17 protein-coding genes are annotated in these 15598 nt (G+C 46.4%); 9 read left to right on the top strand and 8 right to left on the bottom strand.

The features are described from left to right. From ACMUEV_RS22060 to dacB, 3 genes are all read left to right on the top strand, one after another. On the top strand, positions 1-1314 hold the full coding sequence (locus ACMUEV_RS22060; protein WP_190647343.1) for a four-carbon acid sugar kinase family protein: 1314 nt from the start codon (positions 1-3) through the stop codon (positions 1312-1314). 152 nt (positions 1315-1466) lie between these two features. Next, positions 1467-2426 (top strand): quinolinate synthase NadA, encoded by a 960-nt coding sequence (gene nadA / locus ACMUEV_RS22055; protein WP_190647341.1) that lies wholly within the window; start codon positions 1467-1469, stop codon positions 2424-2426. Positions 2427-2538: 112 nt separating this feature from the next. Continuing rightward, positions 2539-3900 (top strand): D-alanyl-D-alanine carboxypeptidase/D-alanyl-D-alanine-endopeptidase, encoded by a 1362-nt coding sequence (gene dacB, locus ACMUEV_RS22050; protein ID WP_190647338.1) that lies wholly within the window; start codon positions 2539-2541, stop codon positions 3898-3900. Here dacB and ACMUEV_RS22045 read toward each other — a convergent pair. Together ACMUEV_RS22045 and ACMUEV_RS22040 are read right to left on the bottom strand one after the other, a co-directional pair. Further along, positions 3897-4118 carry an Asr1405/Asl0597 family protein gene (locus ACMUEV_RS22045; protein WP_017287076.1) on the bottom strand — a complete coding sequence of 74 codons (222 nt, stop codon included), beginning with the start codon at positions 4116-4118 and terminating at the stop codon, positions 3897-3899. The genes dacB and ACMUEV_RS22045 overlap by 4 nt on opposite strands. Next, on the bottom strand, positions 4099-4473 hold the full coding sequence (locus ACMUEV_RS22040) for an IS1 family transposase (protein ID WP_017287077.1): 375 nt from the start codon (positions 4471-4473) through the stop codon (positions 4099-4101). Before ACMUEV_RS22040 ends, ACMUEV_RS22045 begins: the two co-directional genes overlap by 20 nt. A 238-nt stretch (positions 4474-4711) precedes the next feature. Between ACMUEV_RS22040 and ACMUEV_RS22035 the strand changes: the two genes are divergently transcribed. After that, complete coding sequence (locus ACMUEV_RS22035; protein ID WP_190647336.1) at positions 4712-5242, top strand: Dps family protein; 531 nt, start codon at positions 4712-4714, stop codon at positions 5240-5242. Between the two features lie 234 nt (positions 5243-5476). Here the strand turns inward: ACMUEV_RS22035 and ACMUEV_RS22030 are convergent, their stop codons facing one another. Further along, positions 5477-5755 carry an HU family DNA-binding protein gene (locus ACMUEV_RS22030; protein ID WP_017287079.1) on the bottom strand — a complete coding sequence of 93 codons (279 nt, stop codon included), beginning with the start codon at positions 5753-5755 and terminating at the stop codon, positions 5477-5479. A gap of 128 nt (positions 5756-5883) precedes the next feature. Here ACMUEV_RS22030 and ACMUEV_RS22025 point away from each other — a divergent pair, with 128 nt between their 5' ends. The 4 genes from ACMUEV_RS22025 (at position 5884) to ACMUEV_RS22010 (ending at position 10158) form a co-directional block, all read left to right on the top strand. After that, on the top strand, positions 5884-7209 hold the full coding sequence (locus ACMUEV_RS22025; RefSeq protein ID WP_242044212.1) for a glycoside hydrolase family 76 protein: 1326 nt from the start codon (positions 5884-5886) through the stop codon (positions 7207-7209). Beyond that, positions 7206-7880: an SGNH/GDSL hydrolase family protein gene (locus tag ACMUEV_RS22020; protein WP_190647334.1), complete on the top strand. Its 675-nt coding sequence runs from the start codon at positions 7206-7208 to the stop codon at positions 7878-7880. The genes ACMUEV_RS22025 and ACMUEV_RS22020 overlap by 4 nt, the downstream gene beginning before the upstream one ends. 125 nt (positions 7881-8005) lie before the next feature. Beyond that, positions 8006-9049: a hypothetical protein gene (locus tag ACMUEV_RS22015; RefSeq protein ID WP_190647332.1), complete on the top strand. Its 1044-nt coding sequence runs from the start codon at positions 8006-8008 to the stop codon at positions 9047-9049. A gap of 185 nt (positions 9050-9234) precedes the next feature. Further along, positions 9235-10158: a hypothetical protein gene (locus ACMUEV_RS22010; RefSeq protein ID WP_190647330.1), complete on the top strand. Its 924-nt coding sequence runs from the start codon at positions 9235-9237 to the stop codon at positions 10156-10158. A gap of 85 nt (positions 10159-10243) precedes the next feature. Here ACMUEV_RS22010 and ACMUEV_RS22005 read toward each other — a convergent pair whose 3' ends face one another. Genes ACMUEV_RS22005 through ACMUEV_RS21990 form a run of 4 tightly spaced genes read right to left on the bottom strand, consistent with a single transcriptional unit; the run spans position 10244 to position 13584 of the window. Beyond that, on the bottom strand, positions 10244-11044 hold the full coding sequence (locus ACMUEV_RS22005; RefSeq protein ID WP_051077779.1) for a uroporphyrinogen-III synthase: 801 nt from the start codon (positions 11042-11044) through the stop codon (positions 10244-10246). Beyond that, the gene (gene cobA / locus ACMUEV_RS22000) at positions 11041-11751 is read right to left on the bottom strand and encodes a uroporphyrinogen-III C-methyltransferase (protein ID WP_190647328.1); all 711 of its coding nucleotides are present in this window, start codon (positions 11749-11751) and stop codon (positions 11041-11043) included. The genes ACMUEV_RS22005 and cobA overlap by 4 nt, the downstream gene beginning before the upstream one ends. Positions 11752-11754: 3 nt before the next feature. Then, positions 11755-12705: a homogentisate phytyltransferase gene (locus tag ACMUEV_RS21995; protein WP_190647326.1), complete on the bottom strand. Its 951-nt coding sequence runs from the start codon at positions 12703-12705 to the stop codon at positions 11755-11757. A 39-nt stretch (positions 12706-12744) separates the two neighbouring features. Continuing rightward, on the bottom strand, positions 12745-13584 hold the full coding sequence (locus ACMUEV_RS21990; RefSeq protein WP_190647324.1) for a methyltransferase domain-containing protein: 840 nt from the start codon (positions 13582-13584) through the stop codon (positions 12745-12747). Positions 13585-14097: 513 nt separating this feature from the next. Between ACMUEV_RS21990 and ACMUEV_RS21985 the strand changes: the two genes are divergently transcribed. Beyond that, complete coding sequence (locus ACMUEV_RS21985; protein WP_017287086.1) at positions 14098-14397, top strand: Mo-dependent nitrogenase C-terminal domain-containing protein; 300 nt, start codon at positions 14098-14100, stop codon at positions 14395-14397. Here the strand turns inward: ACMUEV_RS21985 and cobW are convergent. Further along, positions 14394-15437, bottom strand: a complete 1044-nt coding sequence (cobW, locus tag ACMUEV_RS21980) for a cobalamin biosynthesis protein CobW (RefSeq protein WP_190647322.1) — start codon at positions 15435-15437, stop codon at positions 14394-14396. The genes ACMUEV_RS21985 and cobW overlap by 4 nt on opposite strands. Positions 15438-15598: the final 161 nt, after the last annotated feature.

Raw genomic sequence — 15598 nt, 5'->3', positions numbered from 1 at the left:
ATGCAACCTAAAATTATTGTTCTCGATGATGATCCAACTGGATCTCAGACGGTGCATAGTTGTTTGCTTCTGATGCAGTGGGATGTAGAAACCCTACGGTTCGGTTTGCAAGACGATGCACCGATTTTTTTTGTTTTGACGAACACGCGATCGCTGACTCCTGAAGCGGCTCAGTCGATTACGCAGGAAGTCTGTCGAAATTTAAAGACGGCGATCGCTCAAACCGGAATTGAGGATTTCCTAGTCGTGAGTCGATCAGATTCGACGTTGCGAGGACATTATCCGATTGAAACTGATGCGATCGCAGAGGAACTTGGTCCATTTGATGCTCATTTCTTAGTTCCAGCCTTTTTTGAAGGGGGGAGAACGACTCGCGATAGTATTCATTATTTGAAAGTGAATGGAGTGGATACACCTGTTCATGAAACTGAATTTGCGAAGGATTCCGTTTTTGGATACAAGCATAGCTATTTGCCTGATTACGTTGAAGAGAAGACCCACGGGCGAATTCGAGCTGATCAAGTTGAACGTTTTGTACTCGCGGATATTCGATCGGGGATTCAAGCGCGATTAGATAAGTTACAAAATAATCAATGCTGCGTTGTAGACTCTGAAACGCAATGGGATATGGATCGGTTTGCGTCAGATGTATTGGCTGTGGCATCTGAAGGGAAACGATTTTTATTTCGGAGTGCAGCGAGTTTGTTAACGTCGCTCGCGAATTTGGGAGCGCAACCGATCGCACAGGCAGAAATGGCGAAGTATGTGCGGGAAGGTAAGCCGGGTGCGGTAATTGTTGGGTCGCATGTGAAGAAAACGACTGAGCAATTGCAGAAATTGTTAGAAGCTCCGGGGACAGTTGGAGTGGAAATTGAAGTGGGGCAGTTAGTCGGGTCAAACGATGCTCACGATGCTTTGCTCAATGATGCCGTTGAGAAAATTAATGAGATTCACACTGCTGGAAACACACCTGTCGTGTATACGAGTCGGACAGAGCTAACTTTTGATGATGCTCAGACTCGGCTGAATTTTGGGGAATCGGTTTCTGGATTATTGATGGATATTTTGCAGCATTTGCCTGCGGATATCGGTTTTTTGATTAGTAAAGGTGGCATTACTTCAAATGACACTTTGAGTAAGGGATTAGCTTTAAGAACTGCGAGACTTTTAGGACAAGTTTTAGCAGGAGTTTCGATGGTCAGAACGGATTCAGATCATCCTCAGTTTCCGAATCTACCTGTCGTGCTGTTTCCGGGGAATGTGGGAGATGAGACGGCATTGGCGACGGTTTATCGGCGGTTGAGTGGGAAGTAGGGAGTGGGGAGTAAGGGGTAGGGAGTGGGAGTAGGGAATGACAACTCCCTACTCCCACTCCCCGCTTCTTGGTAAATTAATCCGAAATGACGCTTTTATTTTTGGTAGTTTAGACTATAATTAACTAAACTCTCTCAAACGCAACATCGCGCATGTTTACGACTGCTGCTCCTGTTAAGACTGCTCTGCCCCGCGACTTATTTAGCGCGATCGCAGATCTCAAACGTGAATTGAATGCGGTAATTTTGGCGCATTACTATCAAGATCCAGATATTCAGGATATCGCTGATTATCTCGGCGATTCGCTCGGTTTATCGCAGCAAGCTGCTCAGACTGATGCGGATGTGATCGTATTTGCAGGCGTTCACTTCATGGCAGAAACCGCGAAAATTCTCAATCCAGATAAGCTCGTTTTGCTGCCCGATTTGAATGCAGGATGTTCCTTAGCAGATAGCTGTCCGCCCGATGAGTTTGCTAAATTTAAGGCGAAATATCCTGATCATTTGGTAATTTCCTACATAAATTGCACCGCAGACATCAAAGCAATGAGTGACATCATCTGCACCAGTGCCAACGCGGTCAAGATTGTGAATCAGATTCCAGCCGATCAGCCGATTATTTTCGCACCCGATCGTAATCTTGGAAAATACGTGATCGAGCAAACGGGGCGGGACATGGTGCTCTGGCAAGGAAGCTGTATGGTACATGAAACGTTTTCTGAGAAGAAAATGGTGCAGTTAAAAATTCAGCATCCGGATGCAGAAGTGATTGCACATCCAGAATGTGAGGAAGTGGTGCTGCGTCACGCTGACTACATCGGCTCAACCACAGCCTTGCTGAACTATTGTCAAAAGAGCGATCGACAATCTTTCATCGTGGTGACCGAACCCGGCATCATCCACCAAATGCAGAAAGCTGCACCCGATAAGCAATTTATTCCGGCTCCTCCCTTGAATCAATGCGCGTGTAATGAATGCCCCCACATGCGATTGAATACTTTGGAAAAATTGTATTTGGCAATGAAAAATAAAACGCCAGAGATCACCCTGCCCGAATCGACTCGGATTGCAGCATTGCGTCCAATTCAGAAAATGCTGGCGATGAGCGTATAATATTCAGCGATTTGTTGCTCGATTTCGGATTGCAAACAATCAAAAATTGGGCAACAAATCCATCGGTACAGTAGTCAATGCCGATGAATATTCATACCCGGAAATCGCTCCTATGAAGCTGGCTCCTCTGGTTTGTGCAACACTGGCATTGTCGATCGCGTCTGAAAGCCTTTTTGCTCCCGTCCGCGCCCAAACACCGCTATTTCCGCCGCCGCTCACACCGCTGCCGCGCGCGACACCGCTCCCTATTCCACCTCGCACGACACCGCTGCCTGTCACGCCTCGACCCACAACACCCGCTCCCACCAATGGAGGCCTCTGTCCAGCGCAATTGGGAGGAACGCTCGATCGTATTGTCAATCAGCTTCCAGCCAGTTGGAGCGTTTTAGTTCAAACTCAAGCTCCACGAGGCACACGGCAAAATCTTTATTCTCGCAATCCTTTCACTCAGCTTGTTCCCGCTTCTAATAACAAGCTGTTCACAACCGCTGCTGCTCTGACTCGGCTGGGTGCGCAGTACCAGCTCCGGACTCCCGTTTTCGGCAATAGCAATACTTCAGACCTTGCAACTTTGCGAGTCATCGGTCAAGGAGATCCAAGTTTCAGTTCGGCACAGTTAAACTCGCTGACGCAGCAACTTCGCCAAAAAGGGATTCGACAAGTTGGGTTACTGATTGGAGATGACACGGTTTTTAGAGGGGCTGATTTTAATCCTTACTGGGATCAAGAAGATCGAGGACAAGGTTATGCACCGCCTGTCAACAGTTTGATGTTGAATCAGAATAATATTTACACTGGCGCAGTCCCCAATCCTGGAAATTACTTTGTCGGTGAGTTTCGGAACCGATTAGCCAATGCCGGGATTCAGGTCAAAGGTTCAACGCTGGTGAAACGGACTCCTGCACCTCCTGGAGAAGTAGAACTCGCGTCGGTCATTTCACCCCCGCTCTCACGCCTGATTTTTGAAACCAATCAGGAAAGCGATAATGCGTATGCAGAAGCGATTTTAAAAACGTTAGGACGGTTGCAAGACCCCAATGGATCGGATTCGACCGCGAGTGGAGTCACTGCTGTTAGATCGATCCTGTCTGAGTTGGGAGTCAATCCGAATCGCTATAGTATGGTCGATGGTTCAGGACTTGCCGATCGTAATCGTGCTAGTGCAGAGGCATTTGTGCAAACGTTGCAAGCGATGGCTGAAGGAGCCAACGCAGACGTATTTCGGCGATCGCTCGCTGTTGCAGGCGTGAGCGGAACCTTAAGTAGTCGATTCCGAAATACCCCCGCTCGCGGCATTGTTTTTGCCAAAACTGGAACAATCTCTGGTGTGGTGTCACTCTCAGGTTACGTTACGCCTCCAGGCTATTCTCCCGTTGTATTTAGTGTGATTGTGAATTCTGGCTATTCTGCTTCGACAGTTCGCGCTTCGGTTGACAGTCTAGTAGTGGCTTTAACGCGATTGCGGAATTGTTAACGACAGTTCCAGCAAGTTTCGAGCCATGCGATTTGGGTCTGACGGGGCGTTGTGATGTGTTTTGCAACGCTCCATAGTTGCACGAGCGCGATTGGAGTCTCGACTTTGACAATCAAAGGCTCATAAGCATTACAGGTACAGGCGATCCCCAATTCGCAAAGCCGGTGATAAATTTGCCAGCGATGACCGCCTTTAATCTCAATAGGATTTAAATTCATAATTTTGCGTAAAAAAATCTTTCTCAGTAAGACTCGAAGACTGGAGTTCCGAATTTGCACAGTTTTGTAAGGATACAGCCTCCGGGGGATCAGGTTCGGATTGCTCTTGAGCATTCATCTGCTTTACCCAATTAATAATGGTGTTGTGGCTAACTCCTGTTGTTCTCTCGATCGCTCTAAATCCGATGCCATCGCGATACATTTTCAGACAAATTTGCTTGGCATCGTCGGAATATCCTTTGGTCGATCGCGCTGCGACAAATTGACGACCACAGCTTTTACAGCGATAGTTCTGTTTTCCTCGGCAGTGCCCGTTTTTATTAATCTGGGTTGAGCCACAGCTAGGGCATTTCATGACTTACTTGTGCAGCAGCATTCTAGGAGGAAGTTGATATGAATGAAACGAAAAATTTCTAGATAAAATCTTTTCTCAATTGCGATTTGAAATGAATAAAAACATACAGAATTTCACTTGATTTCTCATAGAAAATGCGCCAATTATGTAGAAGAAAGTGGTTGTACAGATATCATTCCAGCGTTTCTGAACTGTCTTGTTTTTACAGCTAAGCTCTCTAGATCATTAGGAGAATAAAATGTCCAGCACGCAAGTTTTGATACGTCAATTTGGTCAAATCGCTGAAAACCCAGTTTTACTCGATCACACAACAACCGAGCCAGTTTGCGAAGGTTTGAATGCTTTGCTCGCAAGTTTTCAAGCACTGTATTTGCAGTATCAAAAGCATCATTTTGTTGTCGAAGGTGCAGAGTTTTACTCGCTTCATGAGTTTTTTGAAACAAGCTATGAGGCTGTGCAAGACCATGCTCATGAAATTGGGGAGCGCCTCGAAGGCTTGGGCGGCGTTCCAGTCGCAAGCTTCTCAAAGTTGGCTGAGTTATGCTGTTTTGCGCCAGAACCGGATGGAGCCTACAGTTGTCGATCGATGTTGGAGCACGATCTAGTCGCAGAACAGGCAATTATTGACCTACTGCGTCGTCAGGCTGCTCAAGCAGAAAGCCTCGGCGATCGCGCAACGCGCTTTTTGCTAGAAAAGATTTTGTTGGCAACAGAAGATCGAGCATTCCATGTTGCTCACTTCCTAGCACCGGATAGCTTGAAGCGATAGATTTCTGGGTGGTCTAAGCCTCCTTAGAGTAAAAGTTTTTCTCAAAATCAACGCAAGAACCCCACAGCCTCTTCCCAAAAAGAAGGGGCTTTTTATCTGAATTGAGCAGTTTATTGAAATCTCTTGTCAATAAAGAAGATAAGCCAATCAATAATATGTGTCAAGAGTTGGTCACAAAAAAGCTGCTAGTCAGCGCAGCAACAGCCAACTAGCAGCTCATTTTTATGAACTGAATTATTGCGGTGCAACTTTATCTTTGAAGCCTTTACCTGCGGCAAACACAGGAACGCGAGTTGCAGGAATTTGGATCGCAGCACCTGTTGCAGGGTTACGACCTTCACGGGCTTGACGTTCCCGCGCTTCAAAACTGCCAAATCCGACGATTGTTACTTTGTCGCCGCTTGCCACGGTTTCAAGGATGGTATCGACCATTGCGCTGAGAATTGCATCAGCTTCTTTCTTGGTGACACTCGCCTTTTGAGCGATCGCATCAACTAATTCACCTTTGTTCATTTACGTGTCCTCACAATGATTCCTACATTGGTTCGCTGCATTGTAGTGCAAGATTTTCAAAAGTTCAATCGTACTATGCAAATTTGCGTCACAATAAGACACCGTAAGGGTTTGAGGGATATCCGTATATGATCGTACCAGCGACATGCTCTCCAGGAATTGCAGCAGGAATGGCTGCATTGCAGATGTTTTACAACGCCGGGACGGGGCTTTGGGACTCGGCAAATTGGTGGAATGCGGCGAATGCACTCGAAGCCACGATCGAGTATTCAAGATTAACGGATTCACTCACCTATCGGGGCAACATTTTCAATACGTTTTATCAAAAGCCGCGCTACGCAAATTTTATTAATCCCTGGTTTCGAGATGATGATGGTTGGTGGGCGATTGCTTGGATCAGAGCCTATGATCTCACAGGTGAAAAGCGGTATTTAGATCAAGCTAAGTTGATCTTTTGGGATATGACGAAAGGTTGGGATAACGTCTGTGGGGGCGGGCTTTACTGGCATAAGCGCGAATTGAACTACAAGAATGCAATCACAAATGGATTATTGCTATCGGTTGCAGCAAAATTGAATCTCCGTGAACCGGAAGACAAACGATATTTAGAATGGTCGCAAAAGATTTGGAAATGGTATCAGCAAAGCGGAATGATCAATGCTGAGAATCTGGTGAATGATGGTTTAGATTACGAGACTTGTCGAAATAATGGCAAAACGACTTGGACTTACAATCAGGGAGTTTTGATTGGGGGACTCGTCGATTTATATCGGGGGACAAATGACCCTGAATTGTTGCAACAGGCAGAAGCGATCGCCGATGCGTCGATCGTCAAACTTGCCCGAAACGGAATTTTACGCGAACCCTGCGAAGATAACAATGATTGTGGCAATGATGGACCGCAATTTAAGGGCATCTTCATGCGGAACTTAGCCGAGTTGTATCGAGTCAGCCCAAAACTGAGCTATCGAGAATTTATTACTCGAAATGCAGAGTCGATTTGGGCAAATCGCAATCAGAACGATCAATTTGGACTCGATTGGGCAGGAAATGTTGATCAAGCCGATGCGAAACGGCAAACGAGCGCGATCGATGCTTTGAATGCAGCCATTGCCTTGAGAACAACTTGGACAGGCATTCAACCCAAATTGAGCGCTGATACAACAAAGTTCAATGTTTCAGTCGCTTGCTCAGGTCGGTATGATTTGCAATTTCGGTACGCCTCGCCTGAAAGTGCTGTGAGATATCTGTATGTGAATGGAAAAAGTTTGGTCGATCGACAACTTTTCCCAAAAACAGGTGCATTAGATCAATGGCAAACTGTCACCGTTGAGAATGTCTGGCTGAATACAGGTGATAATGCCATCTCGGTAATTTTTAATTCGAGTAAAGGCAGCCAAAATCCTCTTTCTGTCAATGCATTATCGATCGATGTGTCGCGCAGGTTGAAATGAACCAGATTAAACAACTCTATCGTCAGATCAAATCTGGAATCGAACTCAGTGTTTGGGAAACATCGCTGATCAAAGAGCGCATGACCGATTGGGCACAGCTTCAACGGTATGAGCAGGCGAATCGCGGTGTCAAACAGGCTGAAGTGATTTTCTTTGGCGATTCCATTACTGATCAGTGGGATTTATCGCTGTATTTTCCAAATCAGTCTTATGTCAATCGTGGAATTTCCGGGCAAACGACTCCTCAAATGCTGGTTCGATTTCGTCCTGATGTGATTAATCTGCATCCCAAAATTGTTGTTTTTCTTGCTGGAACTAATGATATCGCAGGCAATACGGGACATATGACGATCGAGCAAATTCAGAATAATTTTATGTCGATCGCAGATCTCGCAAAGGCACATCAGATCCGACTCATCTTTGCTTCGATTCTTCCGGTCAGCGAGGAACGATCCATCACTCGACCTCTTACCAAGATCCAAATGCTCAATCAGTGGATCATTGAATATTGTGAGACAAATCATCTCATTTATCTGGACTACTACAGTTCGATGGTGGATGAGCGAGGATATTTGCGATCGCACCTTTCGGACGATGGGTTACATCCGAATGACGCTGGATACCAGATCATGGCTCCGCTTGCAGAAGCCACGATTCAGAAAGCTCTCTAACGCCATCTCACAAATGAATTTTACCTATGCAGAAGGATGTAGCAGAAATGAATTTTACCTATGCAGAAGGATGAAAAAGCTTTTCAGGAGGGAGAAACTAAAAATAACTTCTGCAATCTAGATTTATGGCACGACCCACTTCTCAAAAAACTGGTAAAAACTTGCTCGCGCTTCCAAGTACGATCGCGCAGCATTCTTTGGGCTGGATTCGACGCATTTTACCGAGATTAGGACATGCCTTAGATTTTGTCGATACCATTCCTTTGCTGAAAAATCCGATTGTTAGACGATTCGCAGGAGTGTTGAGATTGGAGTGGTTACTTGGGCTGACAGGTCAAGTGAACCTAGAAAAAGCGGAAGCAGAAGTGAAAAAGCTTCAGCAACAATTTCCGAACGAAACACCGAGCCAAATCTCGCATCGATTGATGGTGAAAAAAGCAATTCAAGCAGGTGGTACGGGCTTAGTGACCAGCATTTTGCCTGGATTTGCTGTGGCATTTCTCGCACTTGATATCGCGGCAACAACGGCACTACAAACTGCTTTAGTCTATGAAATTGCTGCTGCCTACGGATTGAATCTGCGGGATACAGCCCGAAAAGGTGAAGTGTTAGCGATTTTTGGACTCGCGCTCGGTGGCGGCAACGCATTGAAGGCAGGCTTGAAGTTTTTACGCAATGTTCCGCTTGCTGGAGCCGCGATCGGTGCCAGTACAAATGCGACGATCCTCTATTCCGTCGGTTATGCCGCAAGTCGATTCTACGAAGCTCAGATCCAAGAGGCTTCTGAAGTTCCCAAGACCGAAACCTTGAAGACGATTCAGCAACAGAGCGAAGCTTATCTCAATGTCGCGATCGCTCAGCAAGCAATTGTGGATCAAGTCCTTGCACATATGCTTTTAGTGAGCTATCCAGAGAAAACTTGGGAAGATATTTTGCCTGAGTTAAAACAATTGCAGTTAGAACCGTCTTCAATGAAGACGATCGCAGCTCACTTAAAGTCACCTCAGCCTTTAGCTAGCTTGTTGGATCAACTGAACTGCGATTTTGCCGCTCCTCTGTTAGCTCAATGTCGTCGGATTGCAGAGAGTACAGGCGGAATTTCTCAGCCAGAAGCAGATGTGTTGAACGCGATCGAGCAAAAGTGTCAGACTTCATTCATCGACGCTTAGCGATCTATTTTAAACAGATCTTAAAGGATTGACGTATTGAAAGAAGTTTCTAAGCGCCAATAGGGTTTATCTCGATCAACTGCAGCCAAAAGGACAAAACTCGCGTACATTACAAGATGGAGAATCGAGGGTGTTTTTATCGGGGTGGTCGTCTTTGTCATAAACTTCTACAAGATTTGTATCGTATGTTCTCAAAAAACTACGGGACGGGTTCCTTGCGAGTTGCGACCCTTGCACTAGCAGGAACGATTGGACTAGTTACGTCTGGATGTGAAAATTCGACGCTCTCCAGTGTCCCCCAAGTACAAGCTGGACCGACTCCACCTCGACAGCCACAGATTGCACCAGTCTCTGAGGCGCAAGATTCCAGTTCAACCACTAGAACGCGAAACTTCACGGTTTCAGATGGAATGAGAACAGTTGGAACGATGACGATCGCTGCAGACGGAACCGCAATTCTGAAAATTCAAGATCCGAAAACTTCGGCTGTCGAATATCACGGCAACTTCTCTAGTCCAGCTGCTCTTGACGATCGCAAAGCGCCTCTGCCCGAAGTCAATCAGGTCTATCCACTCACGCCTGAAGGGCAGAGTGAGAATCGCTGCGTGAGTGGGGATACAGCTTGCGAATTTCCGCTCAGCCAAATGACCCATCAAGTCTCGGAAGTCGCTGTGCAAGATGAGAGTCTGGTTAACCATGACGATCGCTTTATCTATCAAGACTTTAGCTCTTCTTTCTTCCAACAAGTGCTAGAAATCAATCGCGATTGTGGACTCAGTATGGTGGCTGCTCCCTGCTCTACTCGCGTTTATGCTTTCAAAGACGGCAGCCTGACGACGAAATTTATTGACACTGAATCGACAGAAGAATACACAATGATGTTCCAGCAACCTGTGACAGAGGAAGTTGCTTTCAGTTATCTCGCAATCTTGAATGATGGTAAAGCAGTTGACTTCACTTCATCTACATCTGACCAACCCCATTCGCAAAGCTGTCCTGATGACACTACACGCACTGCCTCCTACTGCAAAGCTGAACTTCTTTTTAATGCAGATGGAGCCGTGTCAGGAGTCAAATTGACTCATATCAAACCGAAACGGAATCGTTAGCAGGAATAGACGGGGAAGTGTATACCGCTACGCTAAAGCAAGAGGCCTAGCTGAATAGGGTGCAATACCCCGATATCAGCTTTGCTCAAGTGTCCATTTTCAGACTTGCCGATCGCACAACTGCTTGAATTAACCCTTCCAAGGTAAATTCTTCGGCTTCAATCTCAACGCGCCCTAACAAGGCTCGACAAGTTTTAGAAGTCTGTGGACCGATCGACGCGAACCGCACTTTCTCTAAATGTTGGCTCCAATTATCCCCGATCGCTTTTTGCAACAATTCGCAGAAATGCTTGACGGTTTTAGAACTCGCGAAGGTAACGATATCAACTTTGTGAGCTTGAATCGCCGCGATCGCAGTGGCATCAGGAATTCTCGGACAAGTGGATTGATAGGCGGCAACTTCTGTGACAATTGCCCCGCGATCGCTAAATGCACGCACGAGCACGTCCCGCCCGCCTGTCTCAACGCGCGGAAACAAAATTTTCTTTCCTTCGACTGAGACTGGAAAATTGATCACCATCGAATCCGCCACAAAATCTGGCGGGATAAAATCTGGCTGTAATCCGCGTTGTCTCAATCGTTGAGCCGTTTTCTCGCCAACCACGGCAATCTTAATGCCCGACAGTCCCCGGACATCTTGAAGTTGAGAACCCAATCGCTCAAAGAAATAATCGACTGCATTCGTCGAAGTCAGAATTAGCCAATCGAATTCGTTTATTTTCGCGATCGCTTGATCTAATCCCGCCCAACTCGACGGCGGCACAATCTCGATCGTCGGCATTTCCAGCACACTTGCGCCATAGTTTTGCAGCGAGTAAGCGAACTGACTCGACTGTCCTGCGGCGCGGGTGACGATGATAGTTTTGTTAAAAAGAGGCAAATTCATAAAAACGATCGCAGTCGAACGACTTCCCCAATCACGATCACACAAGGCGATAATCGCTGGGGTGTCACCTGCGACAGGATTTCATCGAGTGTACTACTCCAGATTTCTTGTTCAGGATGTCCAGCCCACCGAATAATTGCGATCGGGGTCTGTTCTGATTTTCCCTGACGACGTAGCTCTTCGACAATTCGTGGTAAATGTTTACCTCCCATTAAGATCACGAGCGTGTCAATTTGAGCCAAGACTTGCCAGTTTAATCGCTCGGGTTCATGCGCTGTAATCACCGTAAATCCACGGCTTAAGACCGGATCAGTCAAGGGGATATGGGCGAACAGCGGAGCGGCTAAAGCTGAGGAAATACCGGGAACAACTTCATAGTCACAATTTGCCGCTTTGAGCGTTTGAATTTCCGAAGTGGTTCGTCCAAAGATGAACGGATCTCCACTTTTGAGCCGAACGACTTTTTTGCCCTGTTGACAGTGCTCGACGAGTAAGCGATCGATATCTTCCTGCTTCATGCTAGGTTGTCCCCCTCGCTTCCCAACATTCAGCTTCAAACAGGTGTCCGCTACCAATTCTAAAAACTGCGAATCGACCAACGCATCGTAAACGAGAACTTCAGCCTGAGTGAGCAATTGATAAGCTCGCATCGTCAAATTTCCAATATCTCCGGGTCCTGATCCCACTAAAAAAACTTTGCCTGACATTGCTTAACCTAGAAAACAAGCGGCTGGAAAAATCAAATATTCTAAGAAAAACAGCTTCCAAATGACTTGATAAAAGCGAGCGACTTCTACTTTGTCGTGTAGATCGATTTTGTAGCTGCGAAACCACAAGGTTGCTAATACTATCAGATGGCTCACCATCAAAAAAGGCGCATTGACACCCGGTAAAAAAGGCGCGATCGCCACAATCGATAGATAACACCCGGTCAAAACTGCCCGCGATAAATTGAACACCGGGCGCTGTCCCAGTCTCAAGGTCAATGTGCGAATGTTGTATCGTCGATCGCCTTCTGTATCTGGCATATCTTTGAAAATTGCGATCGCAAACGTAAACACCAAAATAAAGATGGTCAACGCCCAAACTTTCGCGGGAATGGGAAAGCCCTGATTGAAATGCAAGAACAATCCCAAATTCACGATCATGCCTCTGACCGTAAAGATGCACAGCGATGCCCAAAACGGAAATCGCTTCAATCGCACAGGCGGCAAAGAGTAGAGTGTGCCGATCGCTAAACTCAGCCCAACCATTCCGAACAAATAAGGACTCTGGGACGCGGCAACTGCGATCGCGATGATTCCTGTCAGTACCACCAGCAGTCGCCCTTGCTGAACTGAGAATTCGCCCGAAGCTAAGGGAAGATGCGGCTTATTAATGCGATCGATCTCGATATCTTCAAGTTGGTTCAACCCCACAATGTAGACATTGCCACACAGACAGGCAATCAGAGGCGCGATCAACAAGGTCGGATGCAGCAATAATTCGCGATTGCCAGCAAGCACGATCAGATATAGCCCCAACACACTTAATGACGTTCCAATCACTGTATGAGGGCGCGAGAATTTCCAGAAAGCATAGAGCCAAGGGGCATAGCGTTGAACGAGATTCGATGATTTATTCGATGACTTGTTGGATGATTTGTAAGAAGTTCGACTCATAACTTTCTGGAATCTTGACCCCTAAACCCTACCGTGGTTCTAAACTTTCTTGCCGCAAAGCAAGCCAAATTTAATTAATCCGCGTTTGTACCCTTGCTGCATTGATCCCAGCGAGAGCGCGGCTTGAATGGTTGTCCAGCCCGATGTAAGCAAGCCAAAAATTGCACCAGGCGTAAAAGCGGAATCGATCACGACATTCCAAAATGGAGCCACAGCCGTTGACCAGTCTGCGGTTTGGATGTCTTGCAGTCCAATCTTTTGCGCGATCGCGGTGTATTCCGGCAATGAGATCACATACGGCAAGCAATACACGCGATAAATCTCAGCTAACCGTTTGCGATCGTCGATCGTCAGCGGCACTTGATCCGTCGGACGATGACACCAAGTTGCCATAATAAACGTCCCACCCGGTTTAAGCACTCGATAGCATTCGGCTAAGAATTTCTGCTTATCCGGCATGTGTTCGCCGCTTTCCAGCGACCACACTAAATCAAAGGAATTATCCTCGAAGGGCATATTCAGCGCATCAGCGACTTGAAAATTGGCGGAAATCTGAGCCACTCTCGATCGTTCTTTTGCCCGATTTGCCTGCACTGGACTCAGGGTGATTCCCGTTGCTTCCGCTCCAAATTTTTCAGCCAAATAGAGCGAACTTCCTCCGATGCCGCATCCGACATCCAGGATTTTCTCTGCTTTTGTGATCCCCGCCCACGTCAGTAATTCTTCGATCAGATCAATCTGTGCCTGTCTGCGCTCCTTTTGGGTCTTGCCGTCTGCGCCGTAATAGCCGTGATGCATGTGCTCGCCCCAAACTTGCTCCCATAAGCCAGAGGACGCATCGTAAAACTGCTGGATTTGCTCAGATAAGGTTGAAGTCATAGACAGCCCTAGGAAATGTATTCAATCTATCAAATTGATTGATAAGAATTCGAGCATTTTAATCTTAAGAAAATCTATTGATTATGAGAATTGAAGATAGTAATAAAAAATACGAATTTGCACAGTTGATGCTGTAGCCCTATGTTTATGTCTAAGGATGAATACCAACAGGAGTACTTTTGCTTGGGGGTGAAGAAAAAACTACCCTGTTGGATGCTGTGCGCTGCTTTCGGGGATCGCTTTAATTAAGAATATCTTGAAAGAAAAGAGATAGAAAATCGGATCGAAATCTAATGCATAGGTTGAGAGATTCATACATAGATATGGGTATGTTGAAGCTGAAATAAGCAGAATTGATTCACTGAGTTAATTCATCAACACTTCAACTAACTCTCTTCTGAAGTTCACGGAAATCTAAGACTGCTTGTGTATCTTGTAAGTGAGAAAACACAAGTTCTTCTCTTCTTCTCTCTGTTGATGGCTACTCTCTCTCGTTTGTCTGGAAGGTCAATTATGTCTGAAACCCATTTCGACTCCAACTTGATCGCTCGCCCACCTCAAAAGTTCGATTTCCTACAACCACTCCGCAACTGGTTCGACTCGATTCAAATCCACGATCGTAGAGCTGCTCACTTCGTCTGCAAGCTGATTCCAGCACAATGCCCGTTTGAACGCGATATCAAGCTGTTTGGACGCACGATCGCGCATATCCCCCCCATGTGCAAATTGAATCCCCTGTATGACCAATTTGTCGGTCTAAGATTCCGAGCATTGTGCTATTTAGTCGATGAATGCGGCGAAATGGTCGTCTAAGCAAGCTTCGAGATTAATTGAGTCGAATCGAGATCTTTACCAATAAAGACCAGTCGAGTTTGTCTCAGTTCATCAGATCGCCACGGTCGATCGTAGAAATGCTCAAACCTGGAACCCACCCCCTGCATGACGAGCCGCATCGGTTTATTTGGCACTGCCACGAACCCTTTGACTCGATAAATCTCCTGCTCCTGGACGAGTTTTTCTAAACGCGATCGCAACTGTTCCGGATCAAAGGCTTGATCCAAAATTAAATGAGTCGAGTTAATCTCATCGTCATGGTCGTGTTCTTCTTCTGTATCGTGATGACTCGGACGCGCTTCTAAATGATCTTCTACCGCCGCATTGAACCCTAGAAGCAAGTTTGGATCAAGCTCTCCTGCCCGCCCATTTTCCACAATTTTGACAGCTCTTGGAAGCTCCTGCTCGACGAGCGATCGCACATTCTCCTGAGCCTCACGGTCTACGAGATCCGTCTTATTTAAAATCACTAAATCAGCGCAAGCTAGCTGATCTTCAAACAATTCTTGCAGCGGCGTTTCGTGGTCAAGATTGGGATCGGCTTGTCGCTGTGCTTCGACCGCTTGCAAATCCGCCGCAAGCGTTCCGGTTGAAACCGCTTCGCAATCGACAACGGTGATCACACCATCGACTGTAGCTGCATTACGAATCTCATGCCAGCGAAATGCTTTGATCAACGGTTTTGGTAAAGCTAAGCCAGAGGTTTCAATCACGATCGAGTCTAAACTGTCTCTGCGCTTGAGCAATTCCAACATCGTGGGCAAAAACTCTTCTTGCACTGTGCAGCAGAGGCAACCGTTCGTCAATTCGACAATATTACTCGTCTCATTACTCGTCTCGTCTTCGGGGCAAACCTGGCAAGATTTCAGAAGTTCGCCATCAATGCCCATTTCCCCGAACTCATTCACCAACACAGCAATTCGCCGTCCCTGATTATTTTGTAACAGGTGACGAATCAGCGTAGTCTTTCCACTTCCTAAAAAGCCAGTAATGACAGTAACCGGAATCTTCGCAGCCATAAATTCAGTCCATTTAGTCTAAAGCTTAGATTCTCAGAAGTTGGATGTTTGCAAAATCCCGACTTCTCGCATCACGCGGAATCTTTCACGATCGCGCTAATCATACCAATTCCAACAACGAATCCTGAAAACTTGATGGGTTTCTTCACCAAGCCTCCAGG

It is taken from the genome of Leptolyngbya sp. FACHB-1624, from assembly GCF_047649235.1.
Taxonomy (GTDB): domain Bacteria; phylum Cyanobacteriota; class Cyanobacteriia; order Leptolyngbyales; family Leptolyngbyaceae; genus Leptolyngbya; species Leptolyngbya boryana.
The sequence above is the reverse complement of the archived record's forward strand: the minus strand, read 5'-3'. Positions and strand labels throughout refer to the sequence as shown.